We start from the raw sequence: 14,674 nt of genomic DNA on the forward strand, positions 1-14,674 counted from the left end.
GTCTTCCTTTCGGACGGCTGTGGCATGGCGGCGCCGCTTTGGCCCCGCGGCCGCGCGGGGCTCGCTTTTTGACTGGCCTAACAGGCGGGAAGGCCGCATCGGGGAGAAGAGAGGACGTGTACGGAAAGAAGGAGGGGAACCATCGTGGGAAAAGCAACAGGGTTTATGGAATATGCACGCGAGGAAGAAAAAAAGCGCGACCCGCTTTCCCGTCTTGATGATTGGAAAGAATATACACAGCCGTTTTCGGAAGAGGTGTTGGCCCGCCAAGGCGCCCGCTGTATGGATTGCGGCACGCCGTTTTGTCATATGGGCTTGGAGCTAAACGGCCTTACTTCGGGGTGCCCGGTGCACAACTTGATCCCAGAATGGAACGATTTGGTGTACCGAGGCCGCTGGAAAGAAGCGCTTGACCGACTTTTAAAGACCAACAACTTCCCAGAATTCACCGGCCGCGTCTGTCCGGCGCCGTGCGAAGGATCGTGCACGGTGGCCATTTCCGACCCAGCGGTTGCGATTAAAGGAATCGAACGGGCCATTATTGATAAAGGGTTTGCCGAGGGATGGGTGAAACCGCGTATTCCGAAGACGCGCACGGGGAAAAAGGTGGCCATCGTCGGCTCCGGCCCGGCCGGGTTGGCCTGCGCTGACCAACTCAACCAAGCCGGCCATTCGGTGACGGTGTATGAGCGGGCTGACCGCATCGGCGGCTTGTTGATGTACGGCATTCCGAATATGAAACTGGAAAAAGAGATCGTCGAACGGCGGGTGCGTCTGCTCGAAGAGGAAGGCATCACGTTTATTACGAACACTGAAGTCGGCAAAGATATTACGGCTGACGAACTGCGTGCTCAGTACGACGCCGTCGTTTTGTGCATCGGTGCGCAAAAGCAGCGCGATTTGGCCATTGAAGGCCGGGAGCTTGAGGGTGTCCATTTTGCGATGGATTATTTGACCGGCGTGACGAAAAGTTTATTGGATTCGAATTTTGCCGACGGCCAGTTTATCAATGCCAAAGGAAAACGTGTCATCGTGATCGGCGGCGGCGACACGGGGGCCGACTGCGTGGCGACCGCGCTGCGCCAAAGCTGTAAAAGCGTCGTCCAGTTCGGCAAACACCCTGCTTTGCCGGACAAGCGCCCGGACGACAATCCGTGGCCGCAATATCCGCTCGTCTTTACGCTTGACTACGCGTATGAAGAAGCAAAAGCGAAATTCGGCGCCGACCCGCGTCAATATTGCATTCAAACAAAGAAAATCGTTGGCGACGAGCACGGCCGGGTGAAAGAACTGCATACGATTCAAATGGAAAAAATCATCGATGAAAACGGCAAAGCGATCTTTCAAGAAATTCCGGGGACGGAACAAGTATGGCCGTGCGATTTGGTGTTTATCGCCATCGGGTTTGAAGGGCCAGAGCAACCGTTGTTGAAGCAGTTTGGCGTTGAAACGACCAACAACAAAGTGAAAGCTCCTTACGGCAAATATACGACCAACGTCGAAGGGGTGTTTGCCGCCGGCGACGCCCGCCGCGGCCAAAGCTTGATCGTCTGGGCCATCCATGAAGGCCGGGGGGCGGCCCGTGAAGTCGACCGGTTCCTGATGGGAGAGACAAAGTTGCCGTAATGGTTGTTTCCTCCTTAAAAAGCGCCGCTTTTTTAAGGAGGATTTTTTTGTTTTGCTGGAAAAGGAATATAAGGAGGAGAGTGATGCTCAACATGAATCGACGATTATGGATCACGTCGGTCATAGGCTTTGCCCTTTTTTTGCTTGTTTGGGCGGCGATGGCCAATGGGTTGACAAAGGCCATCGATCAAGGTGGGCTGCGGTTGTTTGATTCATGGCAATGGTTTGATCCGTTCACCTTCTTGGGCAATGGGAAAACAATCGGCGCGGTTAGCGTGATGTTGGTCATCTGTTTATGGTTTTTTCGGCGCGATGTGTATGGGATGGTGTTAGTAGCAGTGGCTGTTGGCGGGGGATATGGCATCAATGAGTGGCTAAAACATATCATTGGACTGGCTCGACCGCCTCATGCTGAAATCGGCGGGTTCAGTTTTCCAAGCGGCCATGCGATGATTGGGACGATTTACTTGTTGCTTTTGGCGTACTTTTTGGCGCAAACGCGCATGAAGCGCGGCGAGCGGGCCGCGATTTACGGCGTTTTTGGAGCGCTTGCCCTGTTGACCGGCTTAAGCCGGTTAAGTCTGCAAGTGCATTATCCGTCTGATGTGCTCGGCGGGTTTTTGCTTGGGGGGGCCTACGTATCGGCCTGCCTTGCCCTTTACCGCACGCTCGTCAAGCGGCGCGAGCGTTTATAGTACGATTATAGTTAGAGAATAACAAAAAACGATTTTTGTCCCATTTTTGTCGGTTGTGAAGTGGATTTGCGGCTTTATGCTGGGCCTTGACGCTGTCGAAAGGAAGGAGAAAATCTCTTTTTCTTATACATACTATCGTGTTTATCGGGATAGTGATACAATGGGAGAAAGGAGGTGAAACGATGGGACAAGCCGAACTAGTGCAAATGATGGCCGAACTGCTTGACCAAAAGCTGTATCCCGTCCATGTCCGGCTCGATCGAATCGAAGGAAATGTCCGAGCGCTTCAGGAAGGACAGGCGCGTCTGGAAGGAGAAGTGCAAGCGCTCAAGGAAGGGCAAGCGCGCCTCGAAGATGAAGTGCAGTTGCTGCAGAAGGGACAAGTCCGCTTGGAGCAACGGCTTCATCGGGTTGAGAATGATGTGCGTACCTTAAAAGTGAATATGGAAGCAGTGAAAGGCGACGTTCAAACATTGAAAACCGATATGGACGCTGTCAAGGATGATGTTCAAACATTGAAAGAAGGACAGCAACGGCTTGAAGAAAAAGTGGACTACCTTGCTACAGAAATGCGGAGCCACTTCCGCCACATCGAAAACATGCTCCATAAGCATCAGGCTGCTCTTGATATGGCTTCGCGCGAATTCTCTTCCAAACAGACATCCATCGATTATTTGATGAAAAAAGTCGCAGAGCATGATATGGAAATTTTCCACTTAAAAAATTATCTCCAACCATAAGGTTCTTCACCGCAACAAAGAAAAAGCCGAGAAGGCCGGTGGCAACTAGGAAAATGCGATTGAATATGGAATAAGGCGTGTTTCACTGGTCTTCTAGACAGCTTTTTCAGCATATGTTATAGAAAAGATAAAGTCACAAGGGGGAAGCAATATGGCGGCCCGTATCGTGAAAACGGGGTATGCGTTGGCGTTTTTGTGCATCATTGCCGGTATTGTTTATTTTTTTGCCGCCAACTGGCCTGAGATGGGGCGAGAGGCGAAAGTCGGGATCAGTATCGGCGTGATGGCGGCATTTTACATCGCAAGCGCGGCGCTTTTGGGCCGCCATCGTTTTTTAGGGCGCTGGATGTTGATCGGCGGGGTGTTGGCGTTTGGCATCGCGTTGGCGTTGCTTGTACAAATTTACAATTCGCACGCTGACAGTTATTGGTTGTTTCTTGCCTGGCTTGTGCCGACTGCTGTGCTGGCGCCGCTGACAAAAGAACGGTTACTGTCGGTTATCGCCCTTGGTTTGTTGCAACTTGCGTGCTGGTTTTATTATTTTCCATCCGCTTATCGGATTGAGTGGACGGAATGGTCATCGTTTGGTCTGCTCTTATTGTTTGCAGCGATCAATGGTGTGCTGATTGGTGTCAGCCGTACGCCGTTAGTCGCCCATCTCGCTTATATTGCTATGCATGGCTGGCTGCTTGCTGTTGGAGTGACCGGTTTTTCATATGGACGCGACGCATGGTGGCCATACGTTTATGCGGTGCTGCTTGCCGGGCTGCTTTATTATTTTCTTGTCATCGCCAAGCAGCGGTCGTATGTGTTGTTGACGAGTTTGTTTGCCGGACTGTTTTTGTTGATTCAATACATTCGCCTGCTCGCTGATCATTTTGAAACGTGGTTGCTTCTTATTGGGCTTATGGCAGCCGCTGCTGTGCTATATGGCGGCATTGTACTATTGCGGCGGACTGGGCTGTTTTCAGCGGAGACGAAAGCCGGGAGGCGGTTTTTGGCGGCGTTTCAAGCCATTGTCACGCTGGCGGCATCGGCGTTGGCGACGGCGAGCCTGCTCGGTTTGTATTTGCTTTGGGCGGAGTCATGGTCGCCGTATGTGCTCTTTTTCATCTCCATTTTTGGGTTTGTTGTTCCCGCCTCGCTTGGGTGGCGCTGGAATGCCGCGGTTCGCTATACGCTCCTTGCTGTTGGCTACGGGCTTGGGTTGACGATGGCGTGGGAGGTGTCTCGGGCAGCGCTGTTCATCTATGCCATCGGGCTTGCTATCGGGTTGGTCCGCTCGTCAGACAGTGGGGTGCGCCGGCTGACGACGGTGGCGCTGACGCTATATTTGGGGATAGGGCTTGATTCGGTCGTGGATGACGGACGGATGGTGCTGCTTGCGCTGGCTTTCGTCAACGGCGGGCTGTATGCATACGGCCGATGGAGCGGAGCGCCGCCTCTCACTCCGCTCGTTTTGGCGTTCGGCGCACTTGGGATCGCGACCAGCGTTGATGTGTTTGCGGCTGATGGGCTGTACGTTGCTTTGAATATCGCCATGCTTGCCGCGCTTGCCTTCTTTCTTTTTCGCGGGCGGCGGCTGGAGCGTAAGGTCGCTTCGGTGTATTTCGTGCTTTATCTCGTGTTGAAATATTATGAGCTGGCGTGGAACTTGCTTCATAAATCGGTCAGTTTGCTCGCGGCCGGAGTTGTGTTGTTCGTATGGACGGTTTGGCTGGAGAAACGAAATGGCTTCACATGGACTGGAGGAGTGCACTGGAGCCGCCGCGTTTTGCTGTTTGTGCTCGCTGTTGTGGTCGCCCAATTTTCATTCTTAGGTTATACCGTGTGGCAAAAGGAGCGGCTATTGCAATATGGTGATGTCGTGAAGCTTGAGATTGAACCGTTGGATCCGCGCTCGCTGTTGCAAGGAGATTATATCGGGCTTCGGTACGATATTTCCACGATTCCATCATTGGACGGCAACGGACGGGTGCAAGTCGGGTTGCGAAAAGGAGAGGACGGGGTGCATCGTTTGGCCGGAGTATACGCGGTCAATGGAGAAAAAAGAGCAGGATACGCGCCGCAGCCGGGGGATGTGATCATCACTGGCACGTTTCACGGCCCGCAAGTGGTGTATGGCATTGAGTCATATTTCGTCCCGGAAAAGACAGGGGAGAAATGGCGAGAGAGCGCCCGCTTTGCCTATGTGCGTGTGAGCAAAAATGGCGATGCACTGCTTGAGGCGATCAGCGCAAAATGAGCCCGCCAGAGAGCGGGCTCCGCGTTAGGGGCGTTTGCTTTTTTTGATCGTTTCAATGAATCACTGGATCAACTGGACGTGCCATATGACAATTGACACTCCCCACGGCCAAATCCGTGGGATTCTTGGGTCGTTCGCGTCCTCATCCATTTCTGGTTCAGACAACGCCCAAGTTCAGGGGTGTGTCATCACCCCGTCCCATCGGGTTAAGATGTACCCCAATGGGCGGCGCACCTGTGACCAGTGCGCTAGGTTAGGCGGCGAAGCCCGAAATCGCTTTGGCGATGTTGATCGCGCCATTCAAGTCGGCGTGGATGGTGTATCCACACTTTTGGCATTGGAAGTGGATGCCGTTTCGGTTCGCTTTCTCCCGATGCCCGCATCGGCATGTTTGACTGGTGTAGGTCGGATTCACCCACTCCACCCGAATGCCTGCCATTTCCGCCTTATAGGCAATCATCGTTTGCAGTTGATGGAACGCCCATGAATGAAGACTTCGTCCCGCTTCTTTGGCCGAAGCGGCTCGTTTCCGAATCCCCGCCAAATCTTCCATCCGAATCACGCCAACACCGTTGGCAAGGGCAAAACGGACGATTTGACGGCTGATTTTATGGTTCATATCCTTCATCCAGCGGGACTCTTTATCGCCGATTTTGCGAATCATATGGAGCTTCTTCGCTTTTCCTAATCTCCTTCGCAAAGCCGCGTATCGCCGGCGTATGAAGGCGCATGGATTCCCTTTGAAGAATAAAGATTTGGTTCCGACACTAGCAACAGCGATATATCTTAGCCCTAGATCAATTCCCATTACTTTTGTTTCTTTCCGTCGTTTGACTTCAAACGTGATGGGAATGGCTACGTACCATTTCTTTTTCTTTTTATAGAGTACAGCTGTTCCTTGTTTTGCCGTTCCGTTCATGATTCGATCAAGCCATGTTTGTTGATAGGGACGCACGACAACGGGTACGCCTATTTTTTTCTCCAATGTTGGAAAAGCAACCGTGTAGAAATCTCCTTTCTTTTCTATTTTTAAGTTTTGATTATTAAAGCAACACCACCGTTTTTGAAACGTCTTTGCCTTCTGATTTTTCTTTTGGGACTTTACTTCTCGAATCGTCTGATTCACGATAGCAGAAGGAAACTTTTGTGGCGAAAAGTCTTTGAATATCTTGCTCGTTGCTTTGTTTCATTCAGGATGATGCCATAGCCAATTCGCAAATTCTGTGTTCCATTCGGTCATTCGCTCGTACATTTCCTGTTTGGCTTTCGTTGGTTTGTACAGTTCCAGCCTTAGTGTGATTATCGGCATGGATTCACCCCCTTTTCTTTTGAGATTCCACATAGCGTTTTATTGTTTCACTTGATACATTCCCTGCTGTGCTAACGAAGAAAGAGCGTGTCCAAAGACTTGGCAAATGAGACAAGTGTTTAAATTCTTGTCTTAATCGTCTGGAAGTCACTCCTTTCACTCTTGCCATAATATCTGATGGAGAATCAGAAGGGAGACAATTCAAGAACAAATGGCAATGATCAGGCATCACTTCCATAGCAAGGATGACCCAATCATTCTCTTCGCAAATTTCTTCTACTAACTGCTTGAATCGCTCTTCCACTCTGCCTACTAACACTTTTCTTCGATAACGTGGACAGAAAACAAAATGATAGTTAATTAAAGATACAGTTGTTTTCGTTCTTCGATATTGTTGTTCCATATTATTAATTTTATCAGTTTAATGGTTATACTGCAACATCCAAATGGTTGCTCTAAACAATCCCATTAAGGGATTGCCGAGCAATGCCGTCCTTTCATCCCACGATTGAAACCGTGGGCTTTCAGACGGCTTTTTCTGTAAACGAAAGTCATGGGGGTGAACCTTGGGCTGCGATACATCACTGTGGCAAGCGTGGGACAAAAATGGATGAGGACGCTAACGACCCAAGAATCCCACGGATTTGGCCGTGGGGAGTGTCAATCCTCCGTATAACGTTCAAGCACGCGATCGATCGCCCCACCGTACGCCTCACCGAACAAATTCAAATGCACGAGCAAGTAAAACAGCTGGTAGAGCGGTTTCCGCTCATGATACCCCGGAGAGAGCGGCATGAGCTCGCAATAGCTCTCATAAAACCGGGATGGAAAACCGCCAAACAGTTCGGTGAAGGCGATCTCAAACTCATGATGGCCGTACAAAACGGACGGGTCGATCAAATACGGGATGCCGTCAGGACCAGGAAGCCAGTTGCCGCTCCATAAATCGCCATGCAACAGTGATGGGAAGCAGTCGTTCGGAAGCCAGCGGTCAAGATGATCGAGCAGCCATTCGAGGCTCTTGCGCCGCTTGGCGGGCAAGAGCCCTTTCTCCGCCGCTCGCGTTATTTGTGGTGTAAGGCGGGCGTCGCGGTAATAGTCGAGCCAACGGCCGTACCAGCCGTTTCGCTGCGGCAGCGTCCCGATATAGGTATCGCGGTCAAGGCCAAACGCCGGCCCGCAGCATTGATGGAGGCGGGCAAGGCCGCGGCCGAGCTGTTCGGCTGTTTGTGCCGTTTCTGTTCCTTCGACCCATTCCAAGATAAGCCATCCCCAGCCGTCCGCTTCCCCGAAGCCGAAGGCATGCGGAACACGGATGGCGCGCGCTTGCCGGATCAGCTCGAGGCCCATCTGTTCGGCAGCGAAAAATCCAACTGGCGGAAAACATTGCATTTTCACAAAGTACGTTTGCTTATCGCTTTGGACGCGGTAGGCGTCATTGATGTCGCCGCCCGAGACGCGGCGCCAATGGCGGATGCGGGAATGATCGCCGATCGATCGGAGCGCCTCTTGCAATATCGTTTCTTTGTTCATCCGTTCACCTCCGTCAACTGCTCATTAAGCTCGTTCAGCACCTCGCCGATTTTTCGCTGGTGGATGATGGCGTTGGCGAGATCGTCCAGTTCGGTCGGCTCCCAATTGATGATCACGAGTTTTGCTCCGCTCCGTTTGGCGACAATCGGCAGCTGGTTGGCTGGGGATACCTGCAGAGAGGAGCCGAGCACAACGAACAAGTCCGCTTGGCGGGCCGCTTTCCAAGCTTGGTCGATGGCTTTCTCCGGCAGCGGCTCGCCAAACAACACGACCGACGGACGTAAAACACCGCCGCATTCGCACGTCCATATCCCGTGCAAATAGACAAAGCTTGGCTTTGATTGCCCGCATCGCTGACAATGGACGGTGCGAAGCGAGCCATGGAGCTCGATGACGCGTTGGCTGCCGGCTTCTTGGTGAAAGCCATCCACGTTTTGCGTTATGATCGTGTGGACGAGTCCGCGCCGCTCCCAATCGGCCAATAGGCGATGCCCGTCGTGCGGCTGACACTCCTGCAACGTGCGAATGCGATATTGGTAAAACTCAACGAACGATTCACGGCGATGATGCAACGCCTCGACTGTGGCGAGCTCGCTTGGGTTAAAGCGCGCCCACAGCCCGGTGCGCGGCGAGCGGAAGTCGGGCAGCCCGCTTTCGGTCGACATGCCAGCGCCGGTCAGCACGACGGTGCGGCGCGAGGTAGCCAGCCATGAAGCGATGGTCATGCTTTTTTCCCCCTTATGTTAAATGTACGTCCAATCCTTCTTGCGTTTCAGCAAAAGGATGAATCCAATGAGAAGTTCGACAATCATTTTGCTTTTCCTTTCCGTCCATTTCCATTATGATAAAAGAGGAGGAAAAAATGGACAAGGGGGCAAGGAAAATGGGCAAAAAGGTGTTGATCATCACCGGCGATGCGGTGGAGGCGCTTGAAGTGTACTATCCGTACTATCGCTTGCTCGAAGAGGGACATGAAGTCACGATTGCCGCGCCGAAGAAAAAGAAACTGCACACGGTCGTTCATGATTTTGCCGACTGGGATACGTATGTGGAAAAGCAAGGCTATTTGATCGACGCTCATGCATCGTTTGCCGAGGTTGACCCGGCGCAATACGACGGGTTGGTCATACCAGGCGGGCGCGCGCCGGAATACATCCGCCTCGATGAGAACGTGCAGCGCATCGTCCGCCATTTCTTTGAAACGAATAAGCCGATTGCCGCGATTTGCCACGCTTCACTTATTTTTGAAACGATGCCGGATGTGCTGAAAGGCCGGAGCTTGACGGCGTATATCGCCTGCAAGCCAGGGGTTGAGGCGCTCGGAGCGACGTATGTGTCCGACAATACGGTCCATGTTGACGGCAACCTTGTCTCCGCCCATGCGTGGCCGGATTTGCCGGCGTTTATGCGCGAGTTTCTCCGGTTGCTTCAATAGCCAAAAAGCGGTCTCCCTTTGGGTGAGGGGGGCCGCTTTTGCATGCAACAGGGCTTTGGGCGCGGCGGGCGGCGCTGTTTTTTCATGGCCAAAGGTTCCCGCTTGTGATGACGGGTTTTATTTTTGATTATGCTGCCCGTCAAACGGCCCGGTCGTCATCCTGCGATATCCACTTGTTCCGCCTTTGCTTTCGGCATTTTCGTCGCCAAATAAACGCCGAATAAGACGACTGCACCACCGGCAAGCTGCGGGATAGACAGCGCACCGCCAAACAAAAACGTGATGATGGCGGTAAACACGGCGATCAAATTCAAATATACGCCGGCATGGCTCGGGCCAACTTTTTGCACCGAAATGTTCCAAAACAAAAAAGAGAGAACGGACGGAAAAAGGCAAATATAGGCAACCCCGGCGAGCCCGGCTGCGCTTACGTGATCGGCCGGAAACGGATAAAAGAATGCGAACGGCCATAACAGCAGCAAGCTGAAAAAAACGGAGCACGTTGTCGCTGTAATCGGCGGAACGGGAAGCTTTTTGCCAATGATCGAATACAGCGCCCAGACGACGCCAGCCGCGAGCATCATCAAATCACCGCGGTTGTAATCGCTTTGGAAGACGTGTGCCACGTGCCCGTCTGTTAAAATAAAGAGCACACCGGCGAGTGACAATAAAAAGCCGACGATATTCGTTTTTGACAGCCGCTCGCGCAGCAATACATATGACAACACGACAATGATCGCCGGATTGAGCGAGTTGACGATCGCTGCGTTCATCGGTGACGTATAGGCGAGCGCGCCGTATAAAAGCAAGTTGTAGCCGATGACGCCAAGCGCTCCGGACGCAGCGAGCGGCAGCCAATATTGTTTCATGACATCCCGGTAGCGCGGCCGCTCGAGCCAGTACGATACGGGCACCAACACGATAAAAGCGGCGCACCAGCGAATCAACGTCAGCCAAAATGGGCCCGTTTCCGCAATGACCGACTTGCCGATGACGTAATTGCCGGCCCAAAACAAGTCGGCCAACACTAAAAGGAGTTTTTCTTTCATCTTCTTTCGCTCCCGTCTTGTGTTTTCCTGCTTTTTACTTTTACGTCGTTGCGCGTCCCTTTTCCTTCTTTGTTTTTTGTTGGCTTGTGTTTGACGTTTCTTTTTCGATGAGGCTATATGAGTTGCAATAAAGAATTTCCGATTTTTCGTTTCTGTTTTGACCCCCATACAATTCGACTATGCTATAACTTTGCGAGTGATCGGCTGGATGTAAAACAAAATTGTAAAGCCGTGTATTAGCGTTGATGCGGAAAGACAAATGACAAATTTACTGTGTATTCCAACTACATTTGGCCGTATTCCGTGTTTAGGGTTGTCTTTTTCCGGCTCATCGGATAACATTTGTACCGTAGGATCATTTATCATGAAAAATTAAGAAATATAGAAAAAAGGAAGGACGATCATTATGGCATTACCAGGCGGGGCAGCAATGAACATTACGATCCGTCTCCAATTTGAAAAAGATATCGTCTCGTTCAGCGATATCGCCACAGCCATTGGCAAAGCGGGCGGAGATATTGTTGGGATTGACGTCATTTCGTCAAGCAAAGTGCATACGGTGCGCGACATCACGGTCAGCGCGCTTGATACGAAGCAATGTGATTTGATCATTGAGGCGCTGAAAAAAATTCAAGGCGTCAAAATCATCAACGTTTCTGACCGCACGTTTTTGATGCACATTGGGGGAAAAATTGAAACGAACTCGAAAATTCCAGTGAAAACGCGCGATGACTTGTCGCGGGTGTATACGCCGGGCGTGGCGCGCGTCTGCACGGCGATTGCCGAAGATCCGCGCAAGGCGTATTCGCTGACGATTAAGCGGAATACAGTGGCGGTCGTATCGGACGGCACGGCGGTGCTCGGCCTCGGCGACATCGGCCCGTATGCAGCGATGCCTGTCATGGAAGGAAAAGCGATGCTGTTTAAGGAATTTGCCGGAGTGGATGCGTTCCCGATTTGCTTGAACACGAAAAATACGGAAGAGATCATTCAAATTGTGAAAGCGATTGCCCCAGCGTTCGGCGGCATTAACCTCGAAGACATTTCCGCTCCGCGCTGCTTTGAAATTGAAAAACGGCTGAAAGAAGAGCTTGACATACCGGTCTTTCATGATGACCAGCACGGCACCGCCGTTGTATTGCTTGCGGGGTTGCTCAACGCGTTGAAAATCGTTGACAAAAAGCTCGAGGACATTAAAGTCGTCTTAACCGGCATTGGCGCGGCCGGCATCGCTTGCACGAAAATTTTGCTCGCGGCCGGCGTGCGCAACATCATCGGGGTTGATCGCCATGGCGCCATCCACCGCGATGAAACGTACGAAAATCCGTACTGGCAAGAGTATGCGCAAATCACCAACCCGGATAATCTGAAAGGAAGCTTGTCGGACGTCATCGCCGGCGCAGATGTGTTCATCGGCGTTTCGGCTCCGGGCATTTTAAAAGTTGAGGACGTGAAAAAAATGGCGCGCGACCCGATCGTGTTTGCGATGGCCAACCCGATTCCGGAAATTGATCCGGAGCTGGCCGAGCCGTACGTGCGCGTCATGGCGACCGGGCGTTCTGATTATCCGAACCAAATCAACAACGTCCTTTGCTTCCCGGGCATTTTCCGCGGCGCTTTAGACTGCCGTGCGAGAGAAATCAATGAGGAAATGAAGCTCGCCGCCGCAAAAGCGATCGCCTCTGTCGTGACGGAGGATGAATTGAACGAAACGTACATCATCCCAAGCGTCTTCAACAGCAAAGTCGTCGAACGCGTTAGACAAGCGGTCATCGAAGCCGCTTACCGCACTGGGGTGGCGCGGAAGGACAATATTCCGGTCGGAGGTTATACAGGACAGTAAAGGAGCGATACAATTGAACCGATGGGCGGCTTCCTTTGCAGGGGAAGCCGTTTTTTTGGCTGAAGGAGCGTTTAAATAGTAAGCCCGGTTTAGAAAAATAGAAAATTAAGCGCTTAAGGGGCGAAAGAACGATGATCGATCAATATTTCCAAAAAATCAACGAACGTTTGGAACTCGTTTTAAGCCATGAAAAGAACAATCTAAAAAAGGCCGCCCATGCAGTAAGCGAAGCGATTCAAAACGGCGGAATTGTTCAGTTGTTCGGGTGCGGCCATTCTCATATTTTAGCAGAGGAAGTGTTTTACCGCGCGGGTGGGCTTGTCCCGGTGAAACCGATCTTTGTCGAGCCGCTCATGCTTCATGAAGGGGCGGCGCGGTCATCGATGCTAGAACGGATGAATGATTTTGCGCAACAGTTTATGAAGCATGAAGATGTTCGTCCAGAGGATGTTTTCTTTGTTTTGTCTACATCAGGGCGCAACCCTGTGCCGATTGATGTCGCGTTGGCAGCTAAGGAGAAGGGGGCTTACACGATCGCGATCACATCTTTAGAATATTCGAAGAGTCAACCGTCGCGGCATAAGAGCGGCCGGTTATTGTACGAAGTGGTGAACTTAGTGATTGACAACCATTCTGTGAAAGGGGATGCAATTTTGGCCCATCCAAATGTCCCCGTTCCATTTGCTCCTACTTCGACAGTGATCGGCAGTGCGATTTTAAACGCGGTTTTTGCCGAGGCCGTTGCGCTTATGGCGGAAAATGGATTTGAGCCGCCCGTCTTGTTAAGTGGCAATATCGAAGAGGCGGATGAGCATAACCGCCGATGGATTGAGAAGTATAAAGAGCGAATTCCGCTGTTGATTAGTGGATAACTACGAAGTAACGCGCTTGCGTCATTGGCAACGGACGAGCAGCATTTACTGTGCAGGTGAAGCTGAGGTGCAAACGTTGTTCGTTGTCGATTAGGAGCAATCATGACCGAAGCCGGGGCTTGCCGCCCCGGCTTTTCTGTTTGTAACAACAGGATGAACATTACCATCTGTTTTGTAACACAGCTGTAACAATTGTTAAATGAAGCGGCCAAAAAAGAGGCTGTCAACTCCCTTTTTTCTAGAAAAATATGGGGGGCTAGAATAATAGAGGAGAAAAAGGAATGACCGTTCGTGAAAGGATGATGATTCCAATCATTGCAACTGCCGCGATGGGCGGCCAACTGGGAATGAAAACAGGCGCATCTTTTTCTAAATGTTCCCATCTTGTTCTTTTTCCATTTTGATCCAAAAATATTACAAAAAACCCGTGCTATAATGAGGGCGAAGGCGAGGGAACAACGAAACCGTTCCTCTTCGAATCTCATCGTGTAGGCATGACTGACGGACGCAATATCTCTGAAACTTTCAAATAGAGGATGCAAGGAGGAATTCCGATGAAGAAAAAAACGTTAGCAACGATCGCCGCTTCGGTCGCGCTCGTCGGCGTTTCATTTGCCGCGACAACGAAAACGGAAGCAGCAGGGACGACGTGCCCGACAGCGAACGCGTATCAAGTAAAATATGTAAGCACAAACATTCAAGATTTCGAGAAATGGTTGAAACAATATTTCCCGTTTGTTTCGTTCCAATCGGCAAAACCGGCAGTGCAGCAACCAGCGGCAAAACAACCGGCGGCAGCGAAACCGCAAGCCCCGGCAACGGTAAAACAGCCAGCATCAAAACCAACCGCCAATGCGCAAGCACCGGCGAAAACGCCAGCGACGGCACCAACAGCAGCGTCGCAAAAAGCAACTGGCTTAAACGCCTATGAGCAACAAGTCGTTGAGCTGACGAACAAAGAACGGGCGAAATACGGCTTGCCGCCGCTTCAAGTTGACTTGGCCCTCAGCAAAGTCGCCCGTGAAAAATCGCGCGACATGGCGGTAAACAACTACTTCTCGCACAACAGCCCGACATATGGTTCTCCATTTGAGATGATGAAAAAATTCGGCATTTCGTACACAGCGGCTGGGGAAAATATCGCCAAAGGCCAACGCACACCGCAAGAAGTCGTCAATGCGTGGATGAACAGCGAAGGCCACCGCGCGAATATTTTGAACAAAAACTTTACGCACATCGGCGTTGGTTTTGAAGAAAATGGATATATTTGGACGCAGCAATTTATTCGCAAGTAAGAGGCAAAATAGACGTAAGTCGTCCTGTCCAT

At 51.4% G+C, this 14,674-nt stretch carries 13 protein-coding genes and 1 pseudogene; 9 read left to right on the forward strand and 5 right to left on the reverse strand.

From position 1 onward, the window contains the following. Positions 1 to 144 precede the first annotated feature (144 nt). The 4 genes from LG52_RS05405 to LG52_RS05420 all read left to right on the forward strand — a co-directional run bounded on the left by LG52_RS05405 (position 145) and on the right by LG52_RS05420 (position 5,306). Positions 145 to 1,626: a glutamate synthase subunit beta gene (locus LG52_RS05405; protein ID WP_044731173.1), complete on the forward strand. Its 1,482-nt coding sequence runs from the start codon at positions 145 to 147 to the stop codon at positions 1,624 to 1,626. Between the two features lie 83 nt (positions 1,627 to 1,709). Next, complete coding sequence (locus tag LG52_RS05410; protein WP_044731174.1) at positions 1,710 to 2,321, forward strand: phosphatase PAP2 family protein; 612 nt, start codon at positions 1,710 to 1,712, stop codon at positions 2,319 to 2,321. A gap of 182 nt (positions 2,322 to 2,503) precedes the next feature. Then, positions 2,504 to 3,061: a hypothetical protein gene (locus tag LG52_RS05415; protein WP_044731175.1), complete on the forward strand. Its 558-nt coding sequence runs from the start codon at positions 2,504 to 2,506 to the stop codon at positions 3,059 to 3,061. 151 nt (positions 3,062 to 3,212) lie between these two features. Beyond that, a complete protein-coding gene (locus LG52_RS05420; RefSeq protein WP_044731176.1) occupies positions 3,213 to 5,306 on the forward strand; it encodes a GDYXXLXY domain-containing protein in 2,094 nt (697 codons plus the stop codon). A 253-nt stretch (positions 5,307 to 5,559) separates the two neighbouring features. On the opposite strand, the pseudogene LG52_RS05425 reads toward LG52_RS05420, so the two are convergent. The 4 genes and pseudogenes from LG52_RS05425 to LG52_RS05435 all read right to left on the reverse strand — a co-directional run bounded on the left by LG52_RS05425 (position 5,560) and on the right by LG52_RS05435 (position 8,873). Beyond that, a pseudogene (locus LG52_RS05425) lies at positions 5,560 to 6,615 on the reverse strand (RNA-guided endonuclease TnpB family protein). A 4-nt stretch (positions 6,616 to 6,619) separates the two neighbouring features. Further along, positions 6,620 to 7,018, reverse strand: a complete 399-nt coding sequence (gene tnpA, locus LG52_RS18765) for an IS200/IS605 family transposase (protein ID WP_075261893.1) — start codon at positions 7,016 to 7,018, stop codon at positions 6,620 to 6,622. A gap of 257 nt (positions 7,019 to 7,275) precedes the next feature. Continuing rightward, positions 7,276 to 8,148, reverse strand: coding sequence for a fructosamine kinase family protein (locus LG52_RS05430; RefSeq protein WP_044731177.1), 873 nt, complete (start codon positions 8,146 to 8,148; stop codon positions 7,276 to 7,278). Beyond that, complete coding sequence (locus LG52_RS05435) at positions 8,145 to 8,873, reverse strand: NAD-dependent deacylase (protein ID WP_044731178.1); 729 nt, start codon at positions 8,871 to 8,873, stop codon at positions 8,145 to 8,147. Before LG52_RS05435 ends, LG52_RS05430 begins: the two co-directional genes overlap by 4 nt. A gap of 158 nt (positions 8,874 to 9,031) precedes the next feature. On the opposite strand from LG52_RS05435, the gene LG52_RS05440 reads away from it, so the two are divergent. After that, positions 9,032 to 9,583, forward strand: a complete 552-nt coding sequence (locus tag LG52_RS05440) for a DJ-1/PfpI family protein (RefSeq protein WP_044731179.1) — start codon at positions 9,032 to 9,034, stop codon at positions 9,581 to 9,583. 155 nt (positions 9,584 to 9,738) lie between these two features. On the opposite strand, the gene LG52_RS05445 is transcribed toward LG52_RS05440, so the two are convergent. After that, positions 9,739 to 10,632, reverse strand: a complete 894-nt coding sequence (locus tag LG52_RS05445; protein ID WP_044731180.1) for a DMT family transporter — start codon at positions 10,630 to 10,632, stop codon at positions 9,739 to 9,741. A gap of 406 nt (positions 10,633 to 11,038) precedes the next feature. On the opposite strand from LG52_RS05445, the gene LG52_RS05450 reads away from it, so the two are divergent. From LG52_RS05450 to LG52_RS05460, 4 genes are all read left to right on the forward strand, one after another. After that, the gene (locus LG52_RS05450; protein ID WP_044731181.1) at positions 11,039 to 12,475 is read left to right on the forward strand and encodes an NAD-dependent malic enzyme; all 1,437 of its coding nucleotides are present in this window, start codon (positions 11,039 to 11,041) and stop codon (positions 12,473 to 12,475) included. 131 nt (positions 12,476 to 12,606) lie between these two features. After that, positions 12,607 to 13,347, forward strand: coding sequence for an SIS domain-containing protein (locus tag LG52_RS05455; protein WP_044731182.1), 741 nt, complete (start codon positions 12,607 to 12,609; stop codon positions 13,345 to 13,347). 281 nt (positions 13,348 to 13,628) lie between these two features. After that, entirely contained in the window at positions 13,629 to 13,751 is a 123-nt protein-coding gene (locus LG52_RS20755; protein ID WP_269430074.1) for a hypothetical protein, read from the forward strand. A 150-nt stretch (positions 13,752 to 13,901) separates the two neighbouring features. After that, the gene (locus LG52_RS05460; RefSeq protein ID WP_044731183.1) at positions 13,902 to 14,642 is read left to right on the forward strand and encodes a CAP domain-containing protein; all 741 of its coding nucleotides are present in this window, start codon (positions 13,902 to 13,904) and stop codon (positions 14,640 to 14,642) included. Positions 14,643 to 14,674: the final 32 nt, after the last annotated feature.

The sequence above is a fragment of the Geobacillus kaustophilus genome (assembly GCF_000948285.1).
In the GTDB taxonomy this organism is placed as follows: Bacteria; Bacillota; Bacilli; order Bacillales; family Anoxybacillaceae; genus Geobacillus; species Geobacillus thermoleovorans_A.

What these genes read in the sequence shown, in the direction of transcription:
- LG52_RS05445 (WP_044731180.1), bottom strand. Translation starts at nt 10,632, where the DNA reads ATGAAAGAAAAACTCCTTTTAGTGTTGGCCGACTTGTTTTGGGCCGGC.
- LG52_RS05435 (WP_044731178.1), bottom strand. Translation starts at nt 8,873, where the DNA reads ATGACCATCGCTTCATGGCTGGCTACCTCGCGCCGCACCGTCGTGCTG.
- LG52_RS05420 (WP_044731176.1), top strand. Translation starts at nt 3,213, where the DNA reads ATGGCGGCCCGTATCGTGAAAACGGGGTATGCGTTGGCGTTTTTGTGC.
- LG52_RS05430 (WP_044731177.1), bottom strand. Translation starts at nt 8,148, where the DNA reads ATGAACAAAGAAACGATATTGCAAGAGGCGCTCCGATCGATCGGCGAT.
- tnpA (WP_075261893.1), bottom strand. Translation starts at nt 7,018, where the DNA reads ATGGAACAACAATATCGAAGAACGAAAACAACTGTATCTTTAATTAAC.
- LG52_RS20755 (WP_269430074.1), top strand. Translation starts at nt 13,629, where the DNA reads ATGACCGTTCGTGAAAGGATGATGATTCCAATCATTGCAACTGCCGCG.
- LG52_RS05450 (WP_044731181.1), top strand. Translation starts at nt 11,039, where the DNA reads ATGGCATTACCAGGCGGGGCAGCAATGAACATTACGATCCGTCTCCAA.
- LG52_RS05455 (WP_044731182.1), top strand. Translation starts at nt 12,607, where the DNA reads ATGATCGATCAATATTTCCAAAAAATCAACGAACGTTTGGAACTCGTT.
- LG52_RS05410 (WP_044731174.1), top strand. Translation starts at nt 1,710, where the DNA reads ATGCTCAACATGAATCGACGATTATGGATCACGTCGGTCATAGGCTTT.
- LG52_RS05415 (WP_044731175.1), top strand. Translation starts at nt 2,504, where the DNA reads ATGGGACAAGCCGAACTAGTGCAAATGATGGCCGAACTGCTTGACCAA.
- LG52_RS05440 (WP_044731179.1), top strand. Translation starts at nt 9,032, where the DNA reads ATGGGCAAAAAGGTGTTGATCATCACCGGCGATGCGGTGGAGGCGCTT.
- LG52_RS05460 (WP_044731183.1), top strand. Translation starts at nt 13,902, where the DNA reads ATGAAGAAAAAAACGTTAGCAACGATCGCCGCTTCGGTCGCGCTCGTC.